This window comes from Ruminococcus sp. AM42-11 (genome assembly GCF_003480145.1).
Classification (GTDB): Bacteria; Bacillota; Clostridia; order Lachnospirales; family Lachnospiraceae; genus Blautia_A; species Blautia_A faecis.
Genome location: NZ_QUIO01000001.1, coordinates 290,908 through 312,177 on the forward strand (window position 1 = coordinate 290,908; position 21,270 = coordinate 312,177).

Here is a 21,270-nt window from a genome sequence, read left to right on the forward strand (position 1 = left end):
CTAACAGCTGTACCAGTGAGCAAAATGTTTTTATGTGACTTCCTTTTGCTCAGCCGTACAACTGTTAGATAGGCGCCTGTATGGAGTAACAGGCATTTTCTTTGAACAGAAAACGGAGGACTACTTAGCAGTCCCCCGCCTCCTAATAATTAATCCCTATTTAATTTCAATTACTTGTCCCGGAAAGGATTACTCAGTCATCTTGAATGCCAGTGTATCCTGTGCTTCCTGAAGAGCGTCTTCCTTAGCTGTTCCGTTTACGATATTAACAACAGCTGTGTTTACGCACTCTCTTGCCTCATAGTGATATGGAGTCTTTGTGAACTCCGGAATATGAGAAGAGTACTCTACGATTGTTGAGAAAATCGGCTGTCCGCCAAAGAACTCGTTTGGCTCGTTGTAAACATCAGACTCACCAGCTGGCAGATAGCAGGAGATAGCACCTGTCTCAGGAAGGATTGCATCATAGAAGTCTGTGCTGGAGCCAAATGTGCTTGCAAGGAAGTCCTCAGCAAGCTCTACGTTCTTGCAGTTAGAGGTAATATACCAGGAAGATCCACCGTTGTTTGCATAATTTGTAGCTGTGTCAACACCGTCAACCTTAGGCATTGTGGTGATTCCCCATAAGCCTTTCTGATCCTCAGTGGACATCAGAGTAGCTGTGATCCAGTTACCATTTACAATACCAGCAGCCTCACCGCTTGTGATGGTTGCAATGTACTCATCCCAGTTGTTTACAAGCTTCACAACGTCGTTCTGAACCAGCTCTGTGTAAAGGTCGATACATTTCTCAGCGGTCTCATTGCCAACAATGTAAGCTTCGCCGTCTTCGTTAACGAAGTTCGCACCACAGGACTGGATCATCATCATAAGGGTATCTCCGCCTGTTGCTTCGCTTGTAAGAAGGTATTTGCCGGTCTTCTCGTGAATATCTTTACCGATTTCTTCGAATTTGGACCATGTGATGTCTGTAAGGTCATCCAGTGTATATCCTGCTTCTTCAAGGATATCGGTACGGTAGCAGGCGATAACAGCACCGTTATCAAACGGAACACCGTAATGTGTATCATCTACCATGGAATAGGACTGTTTCAGAGCTCCGAAATCATCCCAGTTAATATTCATATCTTTCAGATCTGTGAAAGCATCCGGATAAGCTTTCAGGAATTTCTGATAGCTGTTATCCTGCATGAGAACGATATCCGGAAGTGTGCTGTAATCACCAGCGTTAGCTGCTGTAGTAAGCTTGGTCTGGCAGTCATCAGAAGATGTCTCGATGATATCTACTGAAAAGCTTCATGATCTGCTGCATACTGGTCAGCTGCGATCTGCATGGACTTGATATTGAAGTTCTGGTCCCATGCCCATACGGTTAATGTGTTGTCGTTGTCCTCTGCAGATACAACTGTTGCTCCTGCTGCCATGGAAGCTACCATTGCACCTGTAAGTAATACGGTAAGTACTTTTTTCTTCATAGAAATATCCTCCCTTAAAATTGTTTCTCTGTATTTCTTATGAATGTATTATACCATCCGCATATGGGGTGATGTATGCAATACCGCCCATATAATGTGCATTTTCAACCATTATGCTCGTTTTTTTTCTTTTTCATGTTTCGTTCATTTTTTCACAATTTTTCGTCATGTTCACGAAGCGTGTGGTTTTTTTTCACTAATGTACACATGTTTTATTTGATTTTCTGTACTTTTTCACAAACTTTATATGTATATTTTGTGAACTATTCACATTCTTTTATTTTATTTCTATGCAAAAAAGACTTTCTGAGGATACCTGGTTTTCAGGGTATGGAGCATTTCTTCTGTAAGATCCAGAAGTAATTTGATCTTACGTCCGTCTTCCTTAATGATCATTGTGTAATAGGGAGTATCTTCTTCATAGGAAGTATAATCGTACTTCTTTAAGTGCTCTGTTCCACCGTTCTTTTTGTACTTGGCCACTGAATCATGCCAGTGAGGGGCTACCACCTCCAGCTGCCGGAGATCCAGCTCATGGGCTGTCTTACGGTATTTGTTTCCATAAATCACATCTATGGTAAGCTGTTCATTTTCCATTATGTATTCATAATCCCGCTGACAAAAGATCCCGTAAATAAAATAAAGACCTGCCAGGCAAAAACCAGCCAGCATAAAGGCCTGGGATATGGTAATTCCCATAACCACAAACACTACGGCAAAAAATACCATGGTCTTTTTTAATACTCCGGAAAGCTTTTTTTTCTTTCTGGTCACCTGTTCTACTATTTTATAATCGTACATTCTACCATCCCTCCTCTGAATGAATATCAAATTTCAAGAGCTGCTGTTCGTAATTTTCCGGGCGTTTCCGCCACTCTGCCGGCGACATTCCCATCAGCTGGCGAAAGTTCCGGTTAAATGTGGAATTGGTTGTAAAACCGCATTTGTAGGCAATATCTGCGATAGACTCATCTGTCTTTTTCAGGATCTCGCAGGCAGTCTGAATCCTTACTTTGTTAATATATTCCAGAGGGCTCATGTGCATATAGGAGGTAAACACCCTGCGAAAATGAGTCTCACTGATATGACAGGCTTTTGCCAGATCACCAATTCGGATATCCTCCATATAACATTGTGAAATATAGTCGATGGCCCTGGAGATCATATTGGTGATCTTTCCTTTTTCCTCAATATTTTCTTCAGCAGAGGAACGGTTCATTCTTGCCACTTCCGCAAGCAGTGCCAATAATATCCCATTTGCTTCTTCCAGGTAAAACTCATCACTGGCACGCATGATTTCCAGTATCTTGATTATTTTGTTGGAAAGGCTTTTATATTCTGATTCTTTCAGGCAAAGTGCTTTTGAATAAATACGCTGGATCATTTTTTCTGCCCTGAGGGGCGTTCCTGCTGCCACCTGGAGAAAACCTTCCACATCGATAAACAGATATTCCCATTTGCTGATATTTCCCACATCGCTGGTGGTCGTATGGGGAAAGTTTGGTGGAATAATGGTAAATTCCCGCCCTGCAAAGCGTACAGGCTCTTCTCCTAACACCAGCTCTCCTTCGCCACTGTAGCAGAAACCGATCTCCAGATAGTTATGAAAGTGAAGGTAATCCACATCCCTTCCATAATTCTGCACCCACTTTTCACCAAGAAGTGCCAGAATGGGGATTCCATCCTGCATCTGGTAATAGCGGAATTCCATTTTCATTTTTCGTTTTTTTGCCATGTAGTCTCCTATAACAAAATTAAAAATATAGTTTTTTTTATCATACCACACTTTCCTTGTAAAAAGGGAATTTTTCTGCTATTCTCTTTTTAGATAAACGCAAAAAGGAGGATACTTATGTCCCAAACCCAGATTTTATTATATAATTTTAAAGATGAGGATCGTCTTCACCAGATCCGTAGATATTTGAACCGACACAGAATCTCTGTCCGCATGGTACAGCAGCCAGAGTACCTGGAAAGTCTCGGATTTCTTTTCGAGATTCCTGGGTTTTCTAAGAATCCGGTATTTAACCTTGGAAAAAATTTTCAGGAAGAAATGATGGTGCTGAAGGATTTTTCCAGTGAGCAGCTGGATGAATTTCTGGCTTTCTTTAAGGAAAATGGCCTGCTGCCAGTGAACTTAAAAGCTATGCTTACACCGGTTACGGTTCACTGGGATTCTTTGAAGCTGCATGATGAGCTTATGAAAGAACATACGGAGATGTATTCACACAAATAAGCCAAATCAAGATCTGCTTTCTTGTCTGGATGAAGGCGCCGCAGCGGGCTACGGCAACCGAATTCGGGCAAAATGTACCGCAAAGTGTGCGTGCAGATTGCGGAAATAATTTTTCAGACACACTTTAGAGCGTATCTGAAAATCCAGGACGCGAAAAGGCCCTGCACTCGGCAGGGCCTTTTCTTTATTAACATCTAATCTTAAACGGTCTGATTAGTACAGTTTAGCCATCTCTTCGATGTTGTCTGGGTTGAACTCAAGCGGAGCGCCAAGAACTACTTCTGTACCACCGTCATCAGCTGCTGTGATTGTGTAGTCACCAAGGTCACCAGCTGTGAAGGTTTCATCAACAGCACCTGTGATCTCGTCGTTGATCAGAGCGATTGTTGTCAGAGCTGAAAGCTTTCCAAGACCCTGCATATCCCACAGATAGAAGTATGGGCAGGAATGCTCATCATCAGCACCTGTGTACTCAAGCATCTCAGATGGAAGTCCAAGACCTGTCAGTTTGCAAGCAGATCCGTTGTCCTGAAGGTATTTAGCAGCTGCAGCGATACCAACTGTTGTAGGTGCGCAGATAACTTTCAGATCCGGATATTTCTCAAGAAGAGCTGCTGTCTGGTCTGTGGATTTCTGTGGCTCGTCATCGCCATATGCAACTTCTACAAGCTCAAGCTTGGAATATTTGTCATCCTCTTCCATAATCTTCTTCATAGCGTCGATCCATGCGTTCTGGTTTGCAGCCTGAGAAGTAGCGGAAAGAATTGCGAACTGTCCCTCTCCACCGGAGATATCAAGGCAAGCATCAAGAAGAGCCTGTCCTACAGCAACAGTACCAGCCTGGTTGACGAAGATCTGACGGCTGTCTGGGTTTGTAGCAGAGTCGAAGCAGGAGATCTTGATTCCTTCATCCATAGCTTCCTGTAATTTAGCCTGAAGAGCGTTTACGTCGTTTGCGGAGATGCAAATTGCATCGTAGTCCTGAGAGATCAGGTTGTCAAGAACTTTGATCTGAGCATCTGCTGTAGCTGCCTCTGGGTAAACAGTATCAACGGTAGCACCCTCTGCCTCAGCTGTCTCTACGAAAGATTTTGCAGCGATTTCGAAGAATGCGTTACCAGCGGATTTACCAACCAGTGCGATTTTCTTTCCGTCAGCGGAACCAGCCATAGCCGGAACTGCGGATCCAAGGATCATTGCTCCACAAAGAAGTGCGCTTACGATTTTTTTGTTCATGTTTTTTTCCTCCCATGGAATAATATAGTTTTTGGTAACGGTTCAGCATTCCACCATCAGTGAAACAGCCGACAGTTACAGTTTTTATTTGCAACTGCTCCGCCTTCTGCGAAGCAGTTTACAAGCTTATAAAAAATATGAGTTAGTTGTTAAGGAATTTTATTTTGCTGTTTTTGCTTTTTTCTGAATTTCTTTAATGATATTTGGAAGTGCAACTGCACCGATCAGAAGAACACCAATGATCAGCAGGATAACCTGCGGATGGATATTTCTCTGTCCAAGACCAACACGAAGGCAGACGATGATAAATGCGGAAATCAGACCGCCTGCGATATTACCTTTACCACCTGTGGAGGAGATTCCTCCGAATACTGCCATTGCAATGGCATCCATCTCAAATCCGTTACCAGTTGTGGTATTTGCACCGAATGAGGAAGACATCAGGAACAGTGCACACAGTCCAGAGATGGTTCCCATCAGAGTGTAGATCACGAAACGGATCTTCTGTACATGGATTCCGGAGTAGTAAGCTGCAAGACGGTTGGTACCGATTGCATATACTCTGCGTCCGAAGGTACATTTTCCAAGGATAACTGCTGCGATGATTCCAAGGATCAGAACCAGGAAAAGAATGTAAGGAACACGTCCTACTTTTCCGCCAAGTGCAGCAAAGCCTTCTGTGTTTGTTACGGAAATACTTCCACCACTTCCAAGAACGATCTCTGCAATACCTCTGAAAATGATCTGTGTTGCAAGTGTTACGATCATTGGAGGCAGTTCTTCAAATCTGGTAAGGACAAATGCGTTTACAGCGCCGCAAAGGGATCCAACCAGAAGTGTGGCAAGGATTACCACGATGAATGGAGCTCCTGTGTTTGCCACGATACAAGCCATTGTTGCGGAGAGACACACGATAGATCCAACGGAAATATCAATCTCACCAAGTACCAGAATGTATGCCATCGGCAGCATTAAGAAGATTTCTGCCAGATAAACAGGCATCTGACGGAGCAGACTCTTCAGATTATAGAACTCGGAAAAGTTTGCACAGAAAATATTTACTGCAATAAACAGGAGTACCAGAATGCCTTCCCAGCTGAAGATCATCTGTTTCACAGGGCTTTTCGGCACGTTGTTAATACTTCTTCCAGATTTTCCAGCCATGATTACATCTCCCTTCCCTTTAATGCATTTTTGTCAGCTGTACGCTGTAAAACAATGTTTACAACAACTACTACAAGAATGATAACACCCTTGATGGTATTCAGCCACAGCTGATCGAAGAATGGGATCAGCGGAAGTGCTTTTGCGATGGTTGCAAGGATCAGAGATCCTAGAAGAGCACCAAGTACTGTACCACGTCCACCACTCATGCTTACACCACCGATAACGCAGGCCGCGATAACGTCCATCTCACCGCCCTGCTGCATATCAGGCATTGCAGAAGCGTAAATAGAAACCTGAAGGGCTCCGCCAAGACCGGCAAGAAGACCCATGATAGTGTAAACAAGAAGCTTAATATTCTTTACATTAATACCGGAAACTTCAGCTGCGCTCGGGTTACTTCCTACTGCATAGATTCTTCTTCCGATGGTAGTCCATTTCATGAATACGAAGAAGATCACATAGCAAAGGATGATCACCCAGATTACAAGGCTCATTCCCAGGAATTTTGTTGTTGCAAAATTTTTAAATTCACCAAGGGCTGCTGCACTTGCCCACTCACCATTGTGGGAAACCAGATATCCCATTGCACGGTAGATGTACATGAAGCCCATTGTTGCAATGATCGGAGGTACATCTGCTCTGGAGATTACAAGACCTACCAGGAAACCACATGCGATTCCGATTGCCAGCGCGATCACAAATGCCAGGAAAGTACTGGAAATGTGTTCATATTTCAGAAGCATACCAATTGACATACCAGTCAGTGCCAGAGTAGACATGATGGAAATATCAATTCCACCTACCAGCATAACACACAGCATACCAAGTGACATTACCATTGTTACAGCATTGTTTTTCAGCATATCCGTCAGAGACTTGAATGTAAGGAATGACGGGCTGATGATTGTGATTACTACGAAAAGCAAAACCAGGATCACTGCAAGCAGTGCTTCACGGGAACCTGTCAGCTTTTTCATGAAAGATTTCTTTTCCATTATTTAGCTGCCCCCTTTCCGGTTGTACCTTTCTCCATTGCCAGCTCAAGGATCATCTCCTGAGTTGCTTCGCCTCTTCCCAGCTCACCAGTCTTACGTCCGTTGCACATTACAACGATTCGGTCAGACATTCCAAGGATTTCAGGCATTTCAGAGGAAATCAGGATAATTGCGTAACCCTTCTTTGCAAGATCACCCATGATCGCATAAATCTCAGCCTTGGCACCAACGTCAACACCTTTCGTCGGCTCATCCATGATAACAACCTTCATCTCCTGGCTAAGAGCCTTGGCAACTACAACCTTCTGCTGGTTACCACCGGACAGAGAGCTTGCAGGCTGGAAAATATCAACTGCCTTGGTATCAACCTCTTCCAGAAGTCTCTTGGAAAGATCTCTTTCTGTCTTCTCGTCATTGAAGCCGTTCTTCGCATATTTGCTGATAGTCGGAAGTGTTACGTTTCTTCCAAGTCCCCAGCTCATGATCAGACCTTCCTTCTGACGATCCTCCGGAAGAAGGATAATTCCTTCTTTCATTGCGTCAGATGGCTGTTTGATATGTACTTCTTTTCCCTCCAGATAAACCTTACCTTCATCTGGATTTGTGATTCCACAGACGCTCTCTACAACTTCTGTACGTCCTGCACCAACCAGACCTGTAAGACCTACGATCTCACCAGCGCGTACATTGAAGGAAACATCTTTGAAATATCCGGTACGGGATAAGTGCTCGATACGAAGCATCTCATCACCAATCTTAACCTCCGGTTTCGGGAACAGATCCTTGATCTCACGGCCAACCATGGCTTTAATCAGGTCTGCATTGGTGATTCCGTCTACATCATAGGTACCAATATACTGAGAGTCACGGAAAACAGTAACTCTGCTTGCCAGGCGGTACATATCCTCAAAACGATGGGAAATGAAGATAATGGAAACGCCTTTTTCTTTCAACTGATCTACGATTCTGTAAAGCTCCTCGGATTCTCTCTTTGTAAGAGAAGCGGTAGGCTCATCCAGGATAACAATCTTTGCATTTGTGGACAATGCCTTTGCGATCTCAACCATCTGCTGCTGGGCAACACTTAAGGTTCCCATTTCTGCTGTGGAATCGAAATCTGCATTCAGCTGCTTCAGAAGCTTGTTTGCCTCCTCGTTCATGGCCTTCCACTGGATCATGTGATTCTTCTTGATCTCATGTCCCATAAAAATATTTTCAGCCACTGTTAAATGTGGATAGGATGTGGGGTGCTGGTAAACAGCTGCAATTCCTGCTTCCTGTGCATCCTTCGGACCTTTGAAATCCACTTTTTCTCCAAACAGGTACATTTCGCCTTCTTCTGCTTTATGTACACCGGTAATTACTTTAATGAAGGTAGATTTACCTGCACCGTTTTCGCCCATCAGTGCGTGAACTTCGCCAGGTTTTAACTGGAACTGTACATTGTTCAGTGCTTTAACGCCGGGGAAAATTTTCGTAATGCCTTTTAATTCAAGAACATATTCAGACACGGCTTTTTCTCCTCCCTTTCTTGATCTGTTATTATTCTACCACCTGTGCACTTTGTTTGAAAATGGGAAAATATTTTGAAACAGGGTAAAATATTTTCCACTTAATGGGTAAAATTTTCCACTGATCTTAAAATATTCCACAAAGCAAGGTGCTTTTACTCTCGTATTTTAGATATAATTGTGGTATGATGAATGTGGCACTTTTTATCAATTTGTTTTTATAAACTTACAGCAAACTGTTCATTTTTTCACAGTTACTGTTATTTCACTAAGCATGGGACTCCTGTAGTTTCCAGAGTCCCTATAACGGAGATTCATTATGAAATTACTGATCGTAGACGACGAAGAGCTTACCCGCACCGGTGTAATTTCTTCCATCGACTGGCAATCCATCGGAATCCGGGAGGTGCTTCAGGCAGATGATGGAATAAACGGAATTGAAATGGCCAGAGTACACAGACCGGACATTGTGCTATGCGATGTACGTATGCCCCGTCTGGATGGAATCGCAATGCTGGAGCAGCTGGAAGAAATTCTTCCTGATATTGTTCCTGTTTTTATGAGCGGATATTCGGATAAAGAATATCTAAAGGCTGCCATCAAGCTAAAAGCCGTCAATTATATAGAAAAGCCTCTGAACCCTGCGGAAATCCGGGATGCCATTGTGGAAGCCCGTGATCTTTGCCTGGAAAAAAAACGTACCCGGCAAAATGCGTCCATCCATTCCATGGAAAGCGCTTCCCGCCTGGCTCTTCTTCTCACCCAGCCTTTCGCCCATGCGAAGGAAAGTATTGACCAGCTCATAGATGAGCTGTCTCTATCCATCAGCAATACCACTCCCTTTACTGCAATCGTGCTTAAGACCGATACCGAGGAGGAGTTTCCTCTTTCAGAAGCAAACGCCATATTTCTGTCCGTCCGGGAATTTTTAAAAACCTTCCATATAGATTGTATTTTTGCAGAAAAGCGTGTACAGTATATGGTTTACTTTTTGTTTGGTTCCTCTCCTGGAGCTACCGTTCGAAAAAGCATTGAAGAATTTTTCTGTAGTCTGTATTCCCGCTGCACCAGATTCTGCATCGCAGCCGGAGACACTGTTACAGGCATTTCCAAAGCTTATCAGTCCTATACTTCTGCAGTTATTTCCCTGCAGAGCAGCTTCTTTTTCCCCACAGGTACCTTTCTGTCTCCTTTTTATCAGGCACCTGTTTCTGAAACAACAGCAGAGCTTTCTGCCAGTCCGGAGAATGAATTTTTCACTCTTCTCACTGAAAAAAATAAGGAAAAAGCAAAAGCTTTCCTTGACAATCTGTTCCTGTATTATAACCAGAATCAGAATATTCTGCCTAACCAGGCCAAGGATCTCTATTACAAATTATTCCGTGCTTTGGATAATGCTGCGCGTCAGCTGAAGCTAACCTTATCCGATACCCAGGAAAATTTAATAGACACATTGGAGAAGATTTTTTCCTATAATGAGATGCACCAGAAGCTGGTAAAAAAGACAGAATTTTTTTTCCAGACAGCAGCCAGCACAGAAGAAGAAAATTCTACTATTTTTCTGATCAAGGATTACATCGGACAGAAATATATGAACGAGACCTTATCTGTGAAAGATATCAGTGATCATGTATTTTTATCAACCTCGTATGTGTGTACCTTCTTCAAAAATGAAACCGGTCAGACTTTAAATCAGTACCTCACAGAGTACAGAATGGAAAAGGCAAAGCAGCTGCTGTCTGACCCCAGGTATAAAATTACGGATATTTCCTCGCGAGTGGGATACAGTGACGGAAATTATTTCGGTAAAAGTTTTAAGAAGTATACAGGTTTTTCACCTTCTGAATATCGGGAGAAAATGAGTTAGTTTCCTGTACACATAAAAAATTTTATATATCTCAAAACACCTATATATTTTTGAGGAGTGTGAAATAATTTGCATAAGCTTAAGCAATGGTACCAGGATCTGAACCTGCAGTCCAAGTTTACCCTGGTACTCCTTTTGATTGTGTCAATTCCTGGGATTGCCATTATCTTCTTTTTTTATGGAAGAGCCTACGACATGGTAGTTTCCTATACGATCCGCCAGGAACAGGACCGGTCTGCTGAACGCGCCGTTGATAGAAGAATCTATTCAGAAAGTCCTGGATGTAAGCGAAGAGATTTCTTCCCTTGATTTTTACCAGACACTTTTTAAAAATGCCATAACTGAATCCTTCACGGATCTGGCAGATTCCCTGGATGCAGCGTCTTTTTCCCGAAAGATAGATCAGCTGATTGCTGATACGCCCGTTACCAATGTCAAGATTTATATGGAGATGCCAAAAGGCTCTCCTTCAGACATAAATGCACTTTTAGATAAGGAAGACCTGAAAGATACTTTTCTATCTCTCGATCAGATCCGTGGAACCTACTGGTATGGTATTTTCCGCGGAAGCCGCGTTTCCCAGCTTTTTTGTCCCTCCTTCTATCTTGGTACAAAGGAACAAAAGGCATATGGAGATCAGGCATATATCACCCATGCTTCTGTAATCTATAACAACGGAACTTATGATGCTTATATGGCGGTCTATTATTCCGGTCATGATTTTCAGCAGATCCTGTCTGAAAATCTTACTCTGGACGGCAGTGTTTCTTATATTATGAATGAGCGTAACAACCTGGTCTCTGCTTCCAGTGATTCTCTCGCCGGAATTTACTGGCTGGATTACGACAAGATCATGGAGTCCTACATGTCCTCCAACAGTTTCGTGGAGCAGAATATTCTGGGGAAAACCGTTTACGTTGGTTTCTACCGGATCAAACAGCCAGGCTGGTTTATGGTGACGGTACTTCCCTCCCAACCCCTGATCAATCAGAGTAATATCCTGGTTCTGCAGTTTTTGTCCATTTATATTGCGGTACTGGCGCTTGCCTTTTTGCTCGCAAGTACCTTGTCCAAATCCATTACAGGGCGAATTTCCTCAGTTATCAGTCAGATGCGAACAGTCCGTCACGGTCCTCCGGTCCCTATGGACAGCCCAAGTGCGCACGATGAAATTGGTGATCTTATTGATACTTACAACTATATGACACGCAAAATGAACCAGCTTATGGAAAAACAGGCCCAGGCTGCTGAGGATCTGCGAATTGCCGAGTTTAATTCCCTGCAGGCTCAGATCAATCCCCATTTTCTTTATAATACCATGGATATGATCAACTGGATGGCCCAGCAGGGACGTACCTCTGAGGTCTGTAACGCAGTGCAAAGTCTTTCCAGATTCTACAAGCTGACACTTAGTCGCAAAAAGGGAATCAGTACTATCGCCAAGGAAGAAGAACATGTTTCCATCTATGTGCACCTGCAGAATATGCGCTATCATGACAGCATTTCCTTCATTTCCGATATTCCGGATGAACTGATGGAATACCAGATTCCAAAGCTGACCCTGCAGCCTGTTATAGAAAATTCCATACTTCACGGAATTCTGGAAAAACCTTCCAAGTCTGGAACTATTGTACTTACCGGATGGATGGAGGATGGGGATATTGTACTTCTGATTTCTGATGACGGAGTTGGAATCGCGCCGGATAAACTGCCCATGATTCTTTCCGGGGAGGGAACCAGTATTTCAGGTGGAACCAATATTGCGATCTATAATACTCACAGACGGCTTCAAGTGCTTTATGGCGCAGATTATGGATTGACCTATTCCAGCGATGTAGGAAAAGGAACCGAAGTACAAATCCGAATTCCGGCGAAGAAGGATGCGGAAAACAAATAGCAGTTTCATCTTATCATCTACAGTAAAAGAGAGAGTCTGACGACTCTCTCTTTTACTGAATATGAATATGTGTACAAACCATATAGATGGTCTTATTCTTGCTATTTTTGCACAACTTTGAAAATTATCTTGTTACGATATCAACCGGTACATTGAAGATCTTTGCAACCTTCAGAATGGTATCAATATGTCTGCCTGTTGCAGCTGCCATATGATGTGTCGGGCCAGCTTCGCTCCAGCGGTTTACAAACTCTCTTGCACCACATGTAAAACGGGTTCTCATGTTCGTATCGCCAAAGGAAAGGATTGGTCCTTCCTCGTTGATTCCCTCAGCAACAACGAATTTGAAGCGTCCGTCGCCATCCTGTGTGATTGCAAGATAAGTAACCGGACCGGTGTATGGATAGAACTGTGTCAGATATCCACCGCCTGTTTTGCCATGGAACACTGGTACGATCTTCATGGTAGGTTTCTTATCAGAAATATCAGCATCACCACTTCCGGAATGACCGATAATGCAGATGTCATCATTGAAATCAATGGAATACATCTCGGAAAGCTGGCCTGTGCCGGAAATTGTCTTCAGAATACTCATTGCCATGGCAACCTTCATATCACCCTCAACAGCACATGCAGTACCCTGTTTGATCAGCATAGAGAATGCCGGAATCAGCATACTGTCAAGGACACCAGCCTTGCCCTGTGCAAATCCGTCATAATGGGAAGCGATCATTCCAAGATGCTCATCCTTTACCCATTTCTCAAATGCTACAACATATTTTGCCATATCCCATACTTTCTCAATTGTTCCGCCGCCCTCAATATCAAAGGTGTCCAGAATATCCTGAGCTTTTGCACGAATTGCATCCTCATCTGTGATATCATCCGCAATTGCCCACATTTTTTCCCAGTCAAACTGTTTGGTATAAAGGAACATTCTGTTGTACAGGTTGGTCTCATCAATGTAAAGATCCATCATACCTGGGTAAGGTCTTCCAATCTGGGCAATATTTGTGTCACGGAATCTTCTTCTTACCTGAGCAGCTTTACACCAGTCTTCAATCTCAGCCTGAACGCCTGGATCTCCGCCTTCGACAACACCAGTGATAACAGCATGTCTCTTTCCAGCTCTCTCAAGGTCTGCAACGGCTTCTCCAACAGCACCGCATGCATATCCTTCGCCGAGCCATGTAGCAATGTCTGTGTGATCGTAATCCAGAGCTTTCAGCTTCTGAACATTTACCAGAACAACCGGAACATTCAGGTCACGGATTGCAGGAAGCATGTTGTAGGATGTAGCGTAGGTTAACATCTGAAGGAAAACGAGATCAACGTCTGCTGCACGGAATTTATCCCCTGCAACCATAGACTGTTCTTTTGTTGTTACCATTCCTCCATCGATGATTTCTACGGTATCCGGAATTGTTTTCTTAAATGCCTCGTACTGAGCCTCAAACTCTGGTACCAGTGAAGGGAACTGAGGCAGATATGCGCCTAAAGCAATAGAAAATACACCAACTTTTGCTTTTGTGTTTACTAACATAGTAGTACCTCCTGTTTAATTTGATATATTATGCATCTGTGATTCAGGCTGCAGACATAACGCTTATTGCTCACAGGTTCAGAAACAATCTGTCTGCCCATATGCTACAGCTTCATAACCACAAATGGTTACTGTTCACTCCGTTCACAGTAACGCGCTTCGCGATGCACAGAAATCATGCATTCGCATGATTTCGCGCTGAGATTCTCGGGTTTTCTGTGAACTTTGTTCACAAAAAACACCTCGCGGAACGTTACCAGTGAACAGTAACCACAAATACCATTATACAAACGATCGTATATCCCGGCTGTTTTAACTTTTCATTAAGCCTGATATACCTTAATTCCAAAGGACTCATGAATGGTAGTACGAGCCTCTTCGATTGATTTAAACTCTTCTGCTTTTAACATCTGAGCAGTAATATTACCGATTGCAGTTGCCTCTCCAGGACCTGCATGAACCTCTTTTCCTGTTGCTCTCGCAGTCAGCTCATTAAGATAGCCTGCGTTGGAACCTCCGCCAACTACATGGATACGGCTGAAGGTTCTTCCTGTCATCTCTTCCAGTTCCTTTGCTGTCTTTGCATAGCACTCAGCAAGACTGGTATAAATAACAGTAGCAATTTCTCCTAAAGTTTCCGGAACCTTCTGTCCGGTTCTTCTGCAGTAATCTTTAACCTCTTCGATCATGCTTTCCGGAGAAAGGAAGCACTCATCATTTGCATCTACTCTGGATGGGAAATCTTTCGCTTCCTCTGCCATCTGACAGATTTCTGCAAATCCATATTTATCATCATATTCATGACGAACAGACTGGATCATCCAAAGTCCCATAATATTCTTCAGATAACGGAATCTTCCTGCATAGCCGCCCTCATTCGTAAAGTTCATCTCGCAACTCTTCTTGGAGCAGTCAGCTTTTTCCCTTTCAATTCCCATCAATGACCATGTTCCGGAGCTGATATAAATAAAATCGTCGTCGTTTGCAGGAACTGCAAGAACTGCGGATCCGGTATCATGTGTAGCCGGTGCTACAACTTCCACATCAAACCCAACTTCTGCTTTTACCTCTTCTGTAAAGTGTCCAACACTGGTACCAGGCATGATCAATTTCTGGAACATTTTTCTTGGATATCCAAGTTTATCAATCAGTTCGTAATCCCAGTCCTTTGTCTCTGCATTTACCAGCTGACCTGTTGTTGCCTCTGTATACTCACAGGTTTTCTTGCCTGTAAGAAGATAATGGAAGTAATCCGGTACATGAAGCATAGTTTCAGCCTGTTCCAGATATTCCGGATGTTTTGTCTTCACAGCCATCAGCTGATATACCGTGTTGAAAATTGCTTTCTGAATACCGGTACGTGCATAAAGATCCTCAAGAGAAATCGTCTTATATACTTCCTCATCCATACCTTCATTTCTGTGATCACGATATCCAACTGTATTTCCAAGAACCTTGTCGTCCTTATCCATCAGTACAAAGTCAACGCCCCAGGTATCAACACCCATGCTTACCGGAATCTTGCCGATCTCTTTACATTTCTTAAGACCATTCTTAATTTCCTGGAAAAGTCTGTCAAACTCCCAGCAAAGCTCGCCGTCTTTCTTTACCATTCCATTCTCAAAACGATGAACTTCCTCAAGCTCCATTTTTCCATTCTCAAGATGTCCAAGGATCAGACGTCCGCTGGAAGCACCGATATCTACTGCTAAATAATACTTTGTCATTTTATGAAACCTCCTCAATTGTAAAATTACGCTGTATATATCAAGGTTCCTGTCTTATTGTCCTACACAAATGTCTCATCAAACATTTTCCATAAACAATAACGTTACTGTTCACTCCGTTCACAGTAACGCGCTTCGCGATGCACAGAAATCATGCATTCGCATGATTTCGCACCGCAATTCTCGGGTTTTCTGTGAACTTTGTTCACAAAAAACGCCTCGCGGAACGTTACCAGTGAACAGTAACACAATAACGTACCAATCCTGATATTCCTCATACAGCGGCTTTTCTAATTGATGATATCATAGTACTATAATATTCATCAATAAATAAGAACCTTGTTTGTCTAAAAAAGTGTCCTTATTTGCAAACAGAATGTTCTGTCCACTATATTCACAAAAATCCTCTCACATAAAGTATCTGGAAGATAGTGACAATATTTTCCGTGCTGCAATAATTCCTCTTTCACCCAGAAAACCCCCGGGGCAATGCCCCAGGGGTCTGTTTCATTCACATTTTATAAACCTGCAAACATTGGACGTTGTATCGTCTCTTTACTTTTTAATTAGTCATAAAGGTTTGGAGCGATGTCTTCAGCGTCGATGTTTGTAGAATCATACCAGTAACCAGCTGTAGGAACATCCTCAAGCTCAGCTCCGTTAGCAGCTGCTGTCAGAGCGTAGATTGCATAATATCCCATCATCAGAGGAGACTGTGTAACTGCACCAAGGAATGTGCCATCTGTTACAGCTGCTTTAATGATAGAACCAGCGTCGAAACCAACACCGATAACATCACCGTTAGCTGCGTCAGAACCAAGAACGTTCAGGTTAGCGTTAGCTGCAAGAACACCCTCTGCTGCAACCTGGTTGGAACCGAAGATTGCGATACAGTTTTCCTGGGAAAGGATAGCCTGAGCCTCTGTGGAGCAAAGCTCTACAGTTGTCTGTGCCGGAACTGCAACCTGGATAACAACGTCTGCGTCAGCTTCTTCAGCGTCAGCACCTTCTGCTGCGTTTACATAGAACTCATTACCTTTAACTGCTACTGTTTTTCCATCAGCTTTAATCAGCTCGATCATCTTATTGATGAATCCTGTACCACGCTGCTGGATGTTAAGAGCTGTAGCATCCTGGTTAACCTCACCGATGATAACCTGTCCGTCAGCGTTAGCGATAACGTCTTTGATTGCCGGATACATGTTCTCAGCTGCTACAGAACCAGCCTGATTGTTGTCTGTGCAGACTTCGCAAACTACAGATCCTTCCGGAGCATCAGCGATACCTGTATCAAATGTAACAACCGGGATTCCTTTGTCAACACATGTCTGAAGAGCTTCCTGAACAGAAGATGTATCACAAGCTGCAAGTCCTAATCCAACAGGATTAGCTGCGATAGCTGTATTGATCATGTTAACCTGGTCAGCGATATCGGACTCACTGTTTGGTCCCTGTGCTGTATAGGTAACACCTAATTCTTCAGCAGCTTTGTCCATACCTTTCATAGCTGCTTCCCAGTATGTAGACTGGAAGGATTTAACCATCATTGGGAACTCATAAGCTTCGTTAGCTGTAAGTCCTTCAAACTGATCTTCCGGAGCTGCCATAACAGTTGTTGCTGCTAAACCAGATACCATTGCTGCACAGAGTACTAATGCCATAACTTTCTTTGCTTTCATTTACTACTTCCTCCTTGAAATAAAAAATTATATAGTTTTTTATGATGATACGTCGCTACACTCTCCGACGCTTCACATCCGTTATGAAATTGTTGCTGTTTACCAGCTGTTCTGCTTATAAACAGAATTTTGCTTTTCTTCAGGCTGACTGTCTGTAAGCCAGCCTGTATGTTTCAGTTATTAGTGTGCACTTTTTTTCTCTTTCAGGATATCGATCAATACTGCAACGATCAATACAACACCTGTGATGATCTGCTGCCAGTTTGCCTGCAGACCGACATATGGAAGACCTGTCTTTAACAGCATGATTACGAAAATACCTACCAGAGTTCCTACTACAGATCCATAACCACCGGAAGCTGCAACACCACCAACGAATACACCGCCGATTGCGTCCATCTCAAGTCCGGCACCAGTACCAGGCTGTACAGTAGGAGTTACTGCTGCGTATGCGATAGCTGCAAGTCCGGTAAACAGACCGCAAACTACGTATACCATTACATGGTAAAACTTAACATTGATTCCGGAAAGAGCTGCTGCTTCTTTGTTGGAACCGATTGCGATGGTGTAACGTCCGAATTTTGTATGATTCAGAACGAACTCCATCAGGATTACCAGAAGGATCATCCAAAGGAAACCGAGCGGGTAACGGGAAGCGCTTCTTCCCTGTCCGATTGTCAGTTTAAAGATGGAATGGAACCATCCGCCTGGCTGATTCAGTGTTGGCCATGGTGTAGCACTGCAAAGAGAACCAGCACCACGGGTAATCATACAGGTACAAAGAGTAGCAAGGAATGGCGGCAGGTTCATGATACCAATGAGAACACCGTTCAATGCGCCGATTGCAATTCCAAGCACTACACAGAGCAGCATTGCTACTACTACTGGAACATTGTTGCTTCTTACAAGTGTTCCGCCGATCAATGCGTAACATACCATACCAGTTCCGATTGACAGGTCTACACCGCCTGTGATAAGCGGGAATGTAACACCGATTGCCATCAGAAGGTCATAATATGAGAAATCCAGCATACTCAGGATTGTGGTGTACTGTCTGAACTCCTTACTCATAAAGGAGAAAACAGCAGACAGTGCAATGATAACCAGCAAAACAATAAATCTCTGATCACTTAAAATACTTTTTTTCTTCTTAGTCATGACGTCCTCCTTAATCGATATTCCGTGTCGCCTTATTCATGATGTGTTCCTGTGTAGCTTCAGAAATATCAATATTTCCTGTCACCTTACCTTCACACATAACGATGATTCGGTCACTCATTCGGAGAATCTCGGTCATTTCAGAGGAAATCATAATAATAGATTTTCCTTCTGCTGCAAGCTTGCTCATTAACTTGTAGATCTCGTTCTTCGCACCAACGTCGATACCTCTTGTAGGCTCATCGAAAATCAGGATCTCACTGTCACGAGTAAGCCATTTTGCAATAACTACCTTCTGCTGGTTACCACCGGAAAGATTCACTACCAGCTGGTCTGTAGAAGGAGTCTTGGTTGCAAGCTCTTTTACATATCTCTCTGTAACTTTTTTCTCTTTGGTTTTGTTGATGAATAAACCGTTGCAATATTCTTCCATGGTAGCCAGGGTTGTATTCTCTGTTACAGATTTCTGAACAACAACTCCATATCTTCTTCTGTCCTCAGACAGATAACCGATACCATATTTAACAGCATCCTGTGGGCTGTTGATGGTTACTTCATGGAGCTGTCCATCTTTACCCATAATGGAAATCTTACCGCTCTGTTTCGGATCTGCCCCAAACAGTGCTCTGGCTGTCTCGGTACGTCCTGCTCCCATCAAGCCTGAGAAGCCAAGGATTTCACCTTTACGAAGCTCGAAGCTTACATCCTGAACCATCTTGCCTGCGTTCAGATGCTCTACCTTCAAAACAACCGGGGCATCTGGCGCAACCATGCTATGATCCTTCGGATCTTCGTAAATAACACGACCAACCATCATGTTGATAATATCTTCTTTTGTACTGTCTGCTGTGATCAGGGTTCCAACATAGCCACCATCTCGCATGACAGTTACACGGTCTGTGATGACCTTGATCTCATCCATACGGTGTGAGATGTATACAATACCAAGATTCTTCTTACGAAGGTCTTTGATGATTTCAAATAAATCCGCAATCTCCTTCTCAGTAAGAGCTGCTGACGGCTCATCAAAAATGATCACCTCAGCCTTGTGGGAAATAGCCTTTGCAATCTCACACATCTGCTGCTTACCAACAGTAAGATTACTCATTTTTTCTCTCGGATCGATCTCAATATTCAGATCCTGAAATAATTTCCTGGAATCTTCGATCATCTTCTTGTCGTCTACACGGATTCCCTTCTTCGGTTCACGTCCGATAAAGATGTTCTGTGCAACAGTCAGATCTCCGATCATATTTAATTCCTGATGTACGATTACCACTCCGGCATCCTGAGCTTCACGGGTATTGTGAAATTCTGTCTCTTTGCCTTTATATGTAATTGTTCCGGAATCCTTCTGGTAAATACCGGTAAGCACCTTCATCAGTGTGGACTTTCCGGCTCCGTTCTCTCCCATAAGTGCATGTACTTCACCGCGTTTCACTTCGAAATTAACATGATCCAGGGCATGAACTCCAGGAAAGGACTTATCAATATCCTTCATAGTTAAAATAACTTCACCCATTGTCGAATCCTCCCTTATGATCAGTTCTTTCTGCGTCTTGCAGAAACGTCAGCGTAAACTGCTACAATAACAATGATACCTGTAATAATCATCTGCTGTCCTTTACCAAGACCAAATGCCATGATTCCCTGCTGAAGAAGAGAGATGATAAATACACCGATCACAGTACCGCCGATGGAAGCAAGTCCACCAACCATGGATGTACCACCCATTACACAGCCTGCAATTGCCTCGTTGTTATACTGATCGCCATATCCTGGCTGAACGGTTGTATAAGTAGCAACAAAGAACAGTGCTCCGATTCCTACCAGGAATCCACAGATCACATATGCAAGCATTCTCCATTTTCTGGTATTGACACCAGAAAGACGAACTGCCTCGCTGTTAGATCCAAGACAAAGGATATAACGTCCTGGCTTCGTATTGTAAAGAACAATACCGCAAACCACTGCCATTCCAAGGAAGATCACAAGACCAACCGGGAATCCATTATAAGATGCGATATTACGGAACCATCCGTTTACCGGATCAGAACTCTGCGGCCAGCTGACTGACTGTGTCTTGGTAAATACAGAAGCAATACCTTTTGCAATGTTCATGGAAGCCATGGATACGATAAATGGCGGAACTGACATATAAGAAACCAGCCATCCATTAAATATACCAAATGCAAGACCAATGAGCACACACAGAACCATGGCAGCTGCACAGGGAACTCCATAAGAAGTCATGCAGTAACCGGAAACCAGTGCACAGCAGAACATAACCGGTCCGATGGAGAAATCAATTCCTCCTGTAGCAATTACAAATGTTACTCCAAGTGATAAAAAGCCCAGGAAGTATACATAGTTCAAAGTAGATTTGATACTGTCGCCAACAGGGAATTTACTTCCGAGTACTACCTTGAAAACTACGAACATAAGAACAAGAATACAAACAAGCATGATTCTGTTCAGGCCGAGCTTTTTCACAATTGGATTTTGTTTTAACTTTTCCAACTTTTCACCCTCCTTGATTTTTTGTTATTGTCCAGGTTTACCTCACTCTTCCTGAGCAATAACTTTTTGCACTCTCTGCGTTTTCTATATAATACCTTGAATTCTGCACAATTGTAATAGAATATTTTCCAGAAAAAGGTTAAATATTTACGGTATGGTCATAAATTTTTAACCTTTTATGTGAAATATGCACTAACACTTTACCGTGTAAAATCAAAAAACCTCAAATTCAATCCTTTTCATACGTAAGAAACGCAAA

The 21,270-nt window shown here is 43.1% G+C and carries 18 protein-coding genes; 4 read left to right on the forward strand and 14 right to left on the reverse strand.

The window, feature by feature from the left end; all coding sequences use genetic code 11:
* Positions 1–189: 189 nt before the first annotated feature.
* The 4 genes from DW904_RS01235 to DW904_RS01245 form a co-directional block, all read right to left on the reverse strand.
* Complete coding sequence (locus DW904_RS01235; RefSeq protein ID WP_347561989.1) at positions 190–1,281, reverse strand: extracellular solute-binding protein; 1,092 nt, start codon at positions 1,279–1,281, stop codon at positions 190–192.
* A 2-nt stretch (positions 1,282–1,283) separates the two neighbouring features.
* Positions 1,284–1,475 carry a hypothetical protein gene (locus tag DW904_RS23405; RefSeq protein WP_243110246.1) on the reverse strand — a complete coding sequence of 64 codons (192 nt, stop codon included), beginning with the start codon at positions 1,473–1,475 and terminating at the stop codon, positions 1,284–1,286.
* 288 nt (positions 1,476–1,763) lie between these two features.
* The gene (locus DW904_RS01240) at positions 1,764–2,276 is read right to left on the reverse strand and encodes a hypothetical protein (RefSeq protein WP_118577737.1); all 513 of its coding nucleotides are present in this window, start codon (positions 2,274–2,276) and stop codon (positions 1,764–1,766) included.
* A 1-nt stretch (position 2,277) separates the two neighbouring features.
* A complete protein-coding gene (locus DW904_RS01245; RefSeq protein WP_118577738.1) occupies positions 2,278–3,210 on the reverse strand; it encodes an AraC family transcriptional regulator in 933 nt (310 codons plus the stop codon).
* 117 nt (positions 3,211–3,327) lie between these two features.
* On the opposite strand from DW904_RS01245, the gene DW904_RS01250 reads away from it, so the two are divergent.
* The gene (locus DW904_RS01250; RefSeq protein ID WP_118577739.1) at positions 3,328–3,711 is read left to right on the forward strand and encodes a DUF3783 domain-containing protein; all 384 of its coding nucleotides are present in this window, start codon (positions 3,328–3,330) and stop codon (positions 3,709–3,711) included.
* Between the two features lie 213 nt (positions 3,712–3,924).
* Here DW904_RS01250 and DW904_RS01255 read toward each other — a convergent pair whose 3' ends face one another.
* The 4 genes from DW904_RS01255 to DW904_RS01270 all read right to left on the reverse strand — a co-directional run bounded on the left by DW904_RS01255 (position 3,925) and on the right by DW904_RS01270 (position 8,620).
* Positions 3,925–4,947 carry a substrate-binding domain-containing protein gene (locus tag DW904_RS01255; protein ID WP_118577740.1) on the reverse strand — a complete coding sequence of 341 codons (1,023 nt, stop codon included), beginning with the start codon at positions 4,945–4,947 and terminating at the stop codon, positions 3,925–3,927.
* 159 nt (positions 4,948–5,106) lie between these two features.
* Positions 5,107–6,111, reverse strand: a complete 1,005-nt coding sequence (locus DW904_RS01260) for an ABC transporter permease (protein WP_118577741.1) — start codon at positions 6,109–6,111, stop codon at positions 5,107–5,109.
* A gap of 2 nt (positions 6,112–6,113) precedes the next feature.
* Positions 6,114–7,109 (reverse strand): ABC transporter permease, encoded by a 996-nt coding sequence (locus tag DW904_RS01265; protein ID WP_118577742.1) that lies wholly within the window; start codon positions 7,107–7,109, stop codon positions 6,114–6,116.
* The gene (locus DW904_RS01270) at positions 7,109–8,620 is read right to left on the reverse strand and encodes a sugar ABC transporter ATP-binding protein (RefSeq protein ID WP_118577743.1); all 1,512 of its coding nucleotides are present in this window, start codon (positions 8,618–8,620) and stop codon (positions 7,109–7,111) included. The genes DW904_RS01265 and DW904_RS01270 overlap by 1 nt, the downstream gene beginning before the upstream one ends.
* A 319-nt stretch (positions 8,621–8,939) precedes the next feature.
* Between DW904_RS01270 and DW904_RS01275 the strand changes: the two genes are divergently transcribed.
* From DW904_RS01275 to DW904_RS01280, 3 genes are all read left to right on the forward strand, one after another.
* Positions 8,940–10,487: a response regulator gene (locus DW904_RS01275; RefSeq protein ID WP_118577744.1), complete on the forward strand. Its 1,548-nt coding sequence runs from the start codon at positions 8,940–8,942 to the stop codon at positions 10,485–10,487.
* Positions 10,488–10,556: 69 nt separating this feature from the next.
* Positions 10,557–10,796, forward strand: coding sequence for a hypothetical protein (locus DW904_RS23410; RefSeq protein WP_243110247.1), 240 nt, complete (start codon positions 10,557–10,559; stop codon positions 10,794–10,796).
* Positions 10,738–12,384, forward strand: coding sequence for a histidine kinase (locus DW904_RS01280; protein ID WP_243110248.1), 1,647 nt, complete (start codon positions 10,738–10,740; stop codon positions 12,382–12,384). Before DW904_RS23410 ends, DW904_RS01280 begins: the two co-directional genes overlap by 59 nt.
* Positions 12,385–12,508: 124 nt before the next feature.
* On the opposite strand, the gene DW904_RS01285 is transcribed toward DW904_RS01280, so the two are convergent.
* From DW904_RS01285 to DW904_RS01310, 6 genes are all read right to left on the reverse strand, one after another.
* Positions 12,509–13,927, reverse strand: coding sequence for an arabinose isomerase (locus tag DW904_RS01285; protein ID WP_118577745.1), 1,419 nt, complete (start codon positions 13,925–13,927; stop codon positions 12,509–12,511).
* 323 nt (positions 13,928–14,250) lie between these two features.
* Positions 14,251–15,654 (reverse strand): rhamnulokinase, encoded by a 1,404-nt coding sequence (rhaB, locus tag DW904_RS01290; RefSeq protein WP_118577746.1) that lies wholly within the window; start codon positions 15,652–15,654, stop codon positions 14,251–14,253.
* 566 nt (positions 15,655–16,220) lie between these two features.
* On the reverse strand, positions 16,221–17,333 hold the full coding sequence (locus DW904_RS01295) for a substrate-binding domain-containing protein (RefSeq protein WP_118577747.1): 1,113 nt from the start codon (positions 17,331–17,333) through the stop codon (positions 16,221–16,223).
* A 180-nt stretch (positions 17,334–17,513) separates the two neighbouring features.
* A complete protein-coding gene (locus DW904_RS01300; RefSeq protein WP_118577748.1) occupies positions 17,514–18,491 on the reverse strand; it encodes an ABC transporter permease in 978 nt (325 codons plus the stop codon).
* A 10-nt stretch (positions 18,492–18,501) separates the two neighbouring features.
* Positions 18,502–20,013, reverse strand: coding sequence for a sugar ABC transporter ATP-binding protein (locus DW904_RS01305; RefSeq protein WP_118577749.1), 1,512 nt, complete (start codon positions 20,011–20,013; stop codon positions 18,502–18,504).
* Between the two features lie 20 nt (positions 20,014–20,033).
* Positions 20,034–21,011, reverse strand: coding sequence for an ABC transporter permease (locus tag DW904_RS01310; RefSeq protein ID WP_118577750.1), 978 nt, complete (start codon positions 21,009–21,011; stop codon positions 20,034–20,036).
* Between the last annotated feature and the right edge of the window lie 259 nt (positions 21,012–21,270).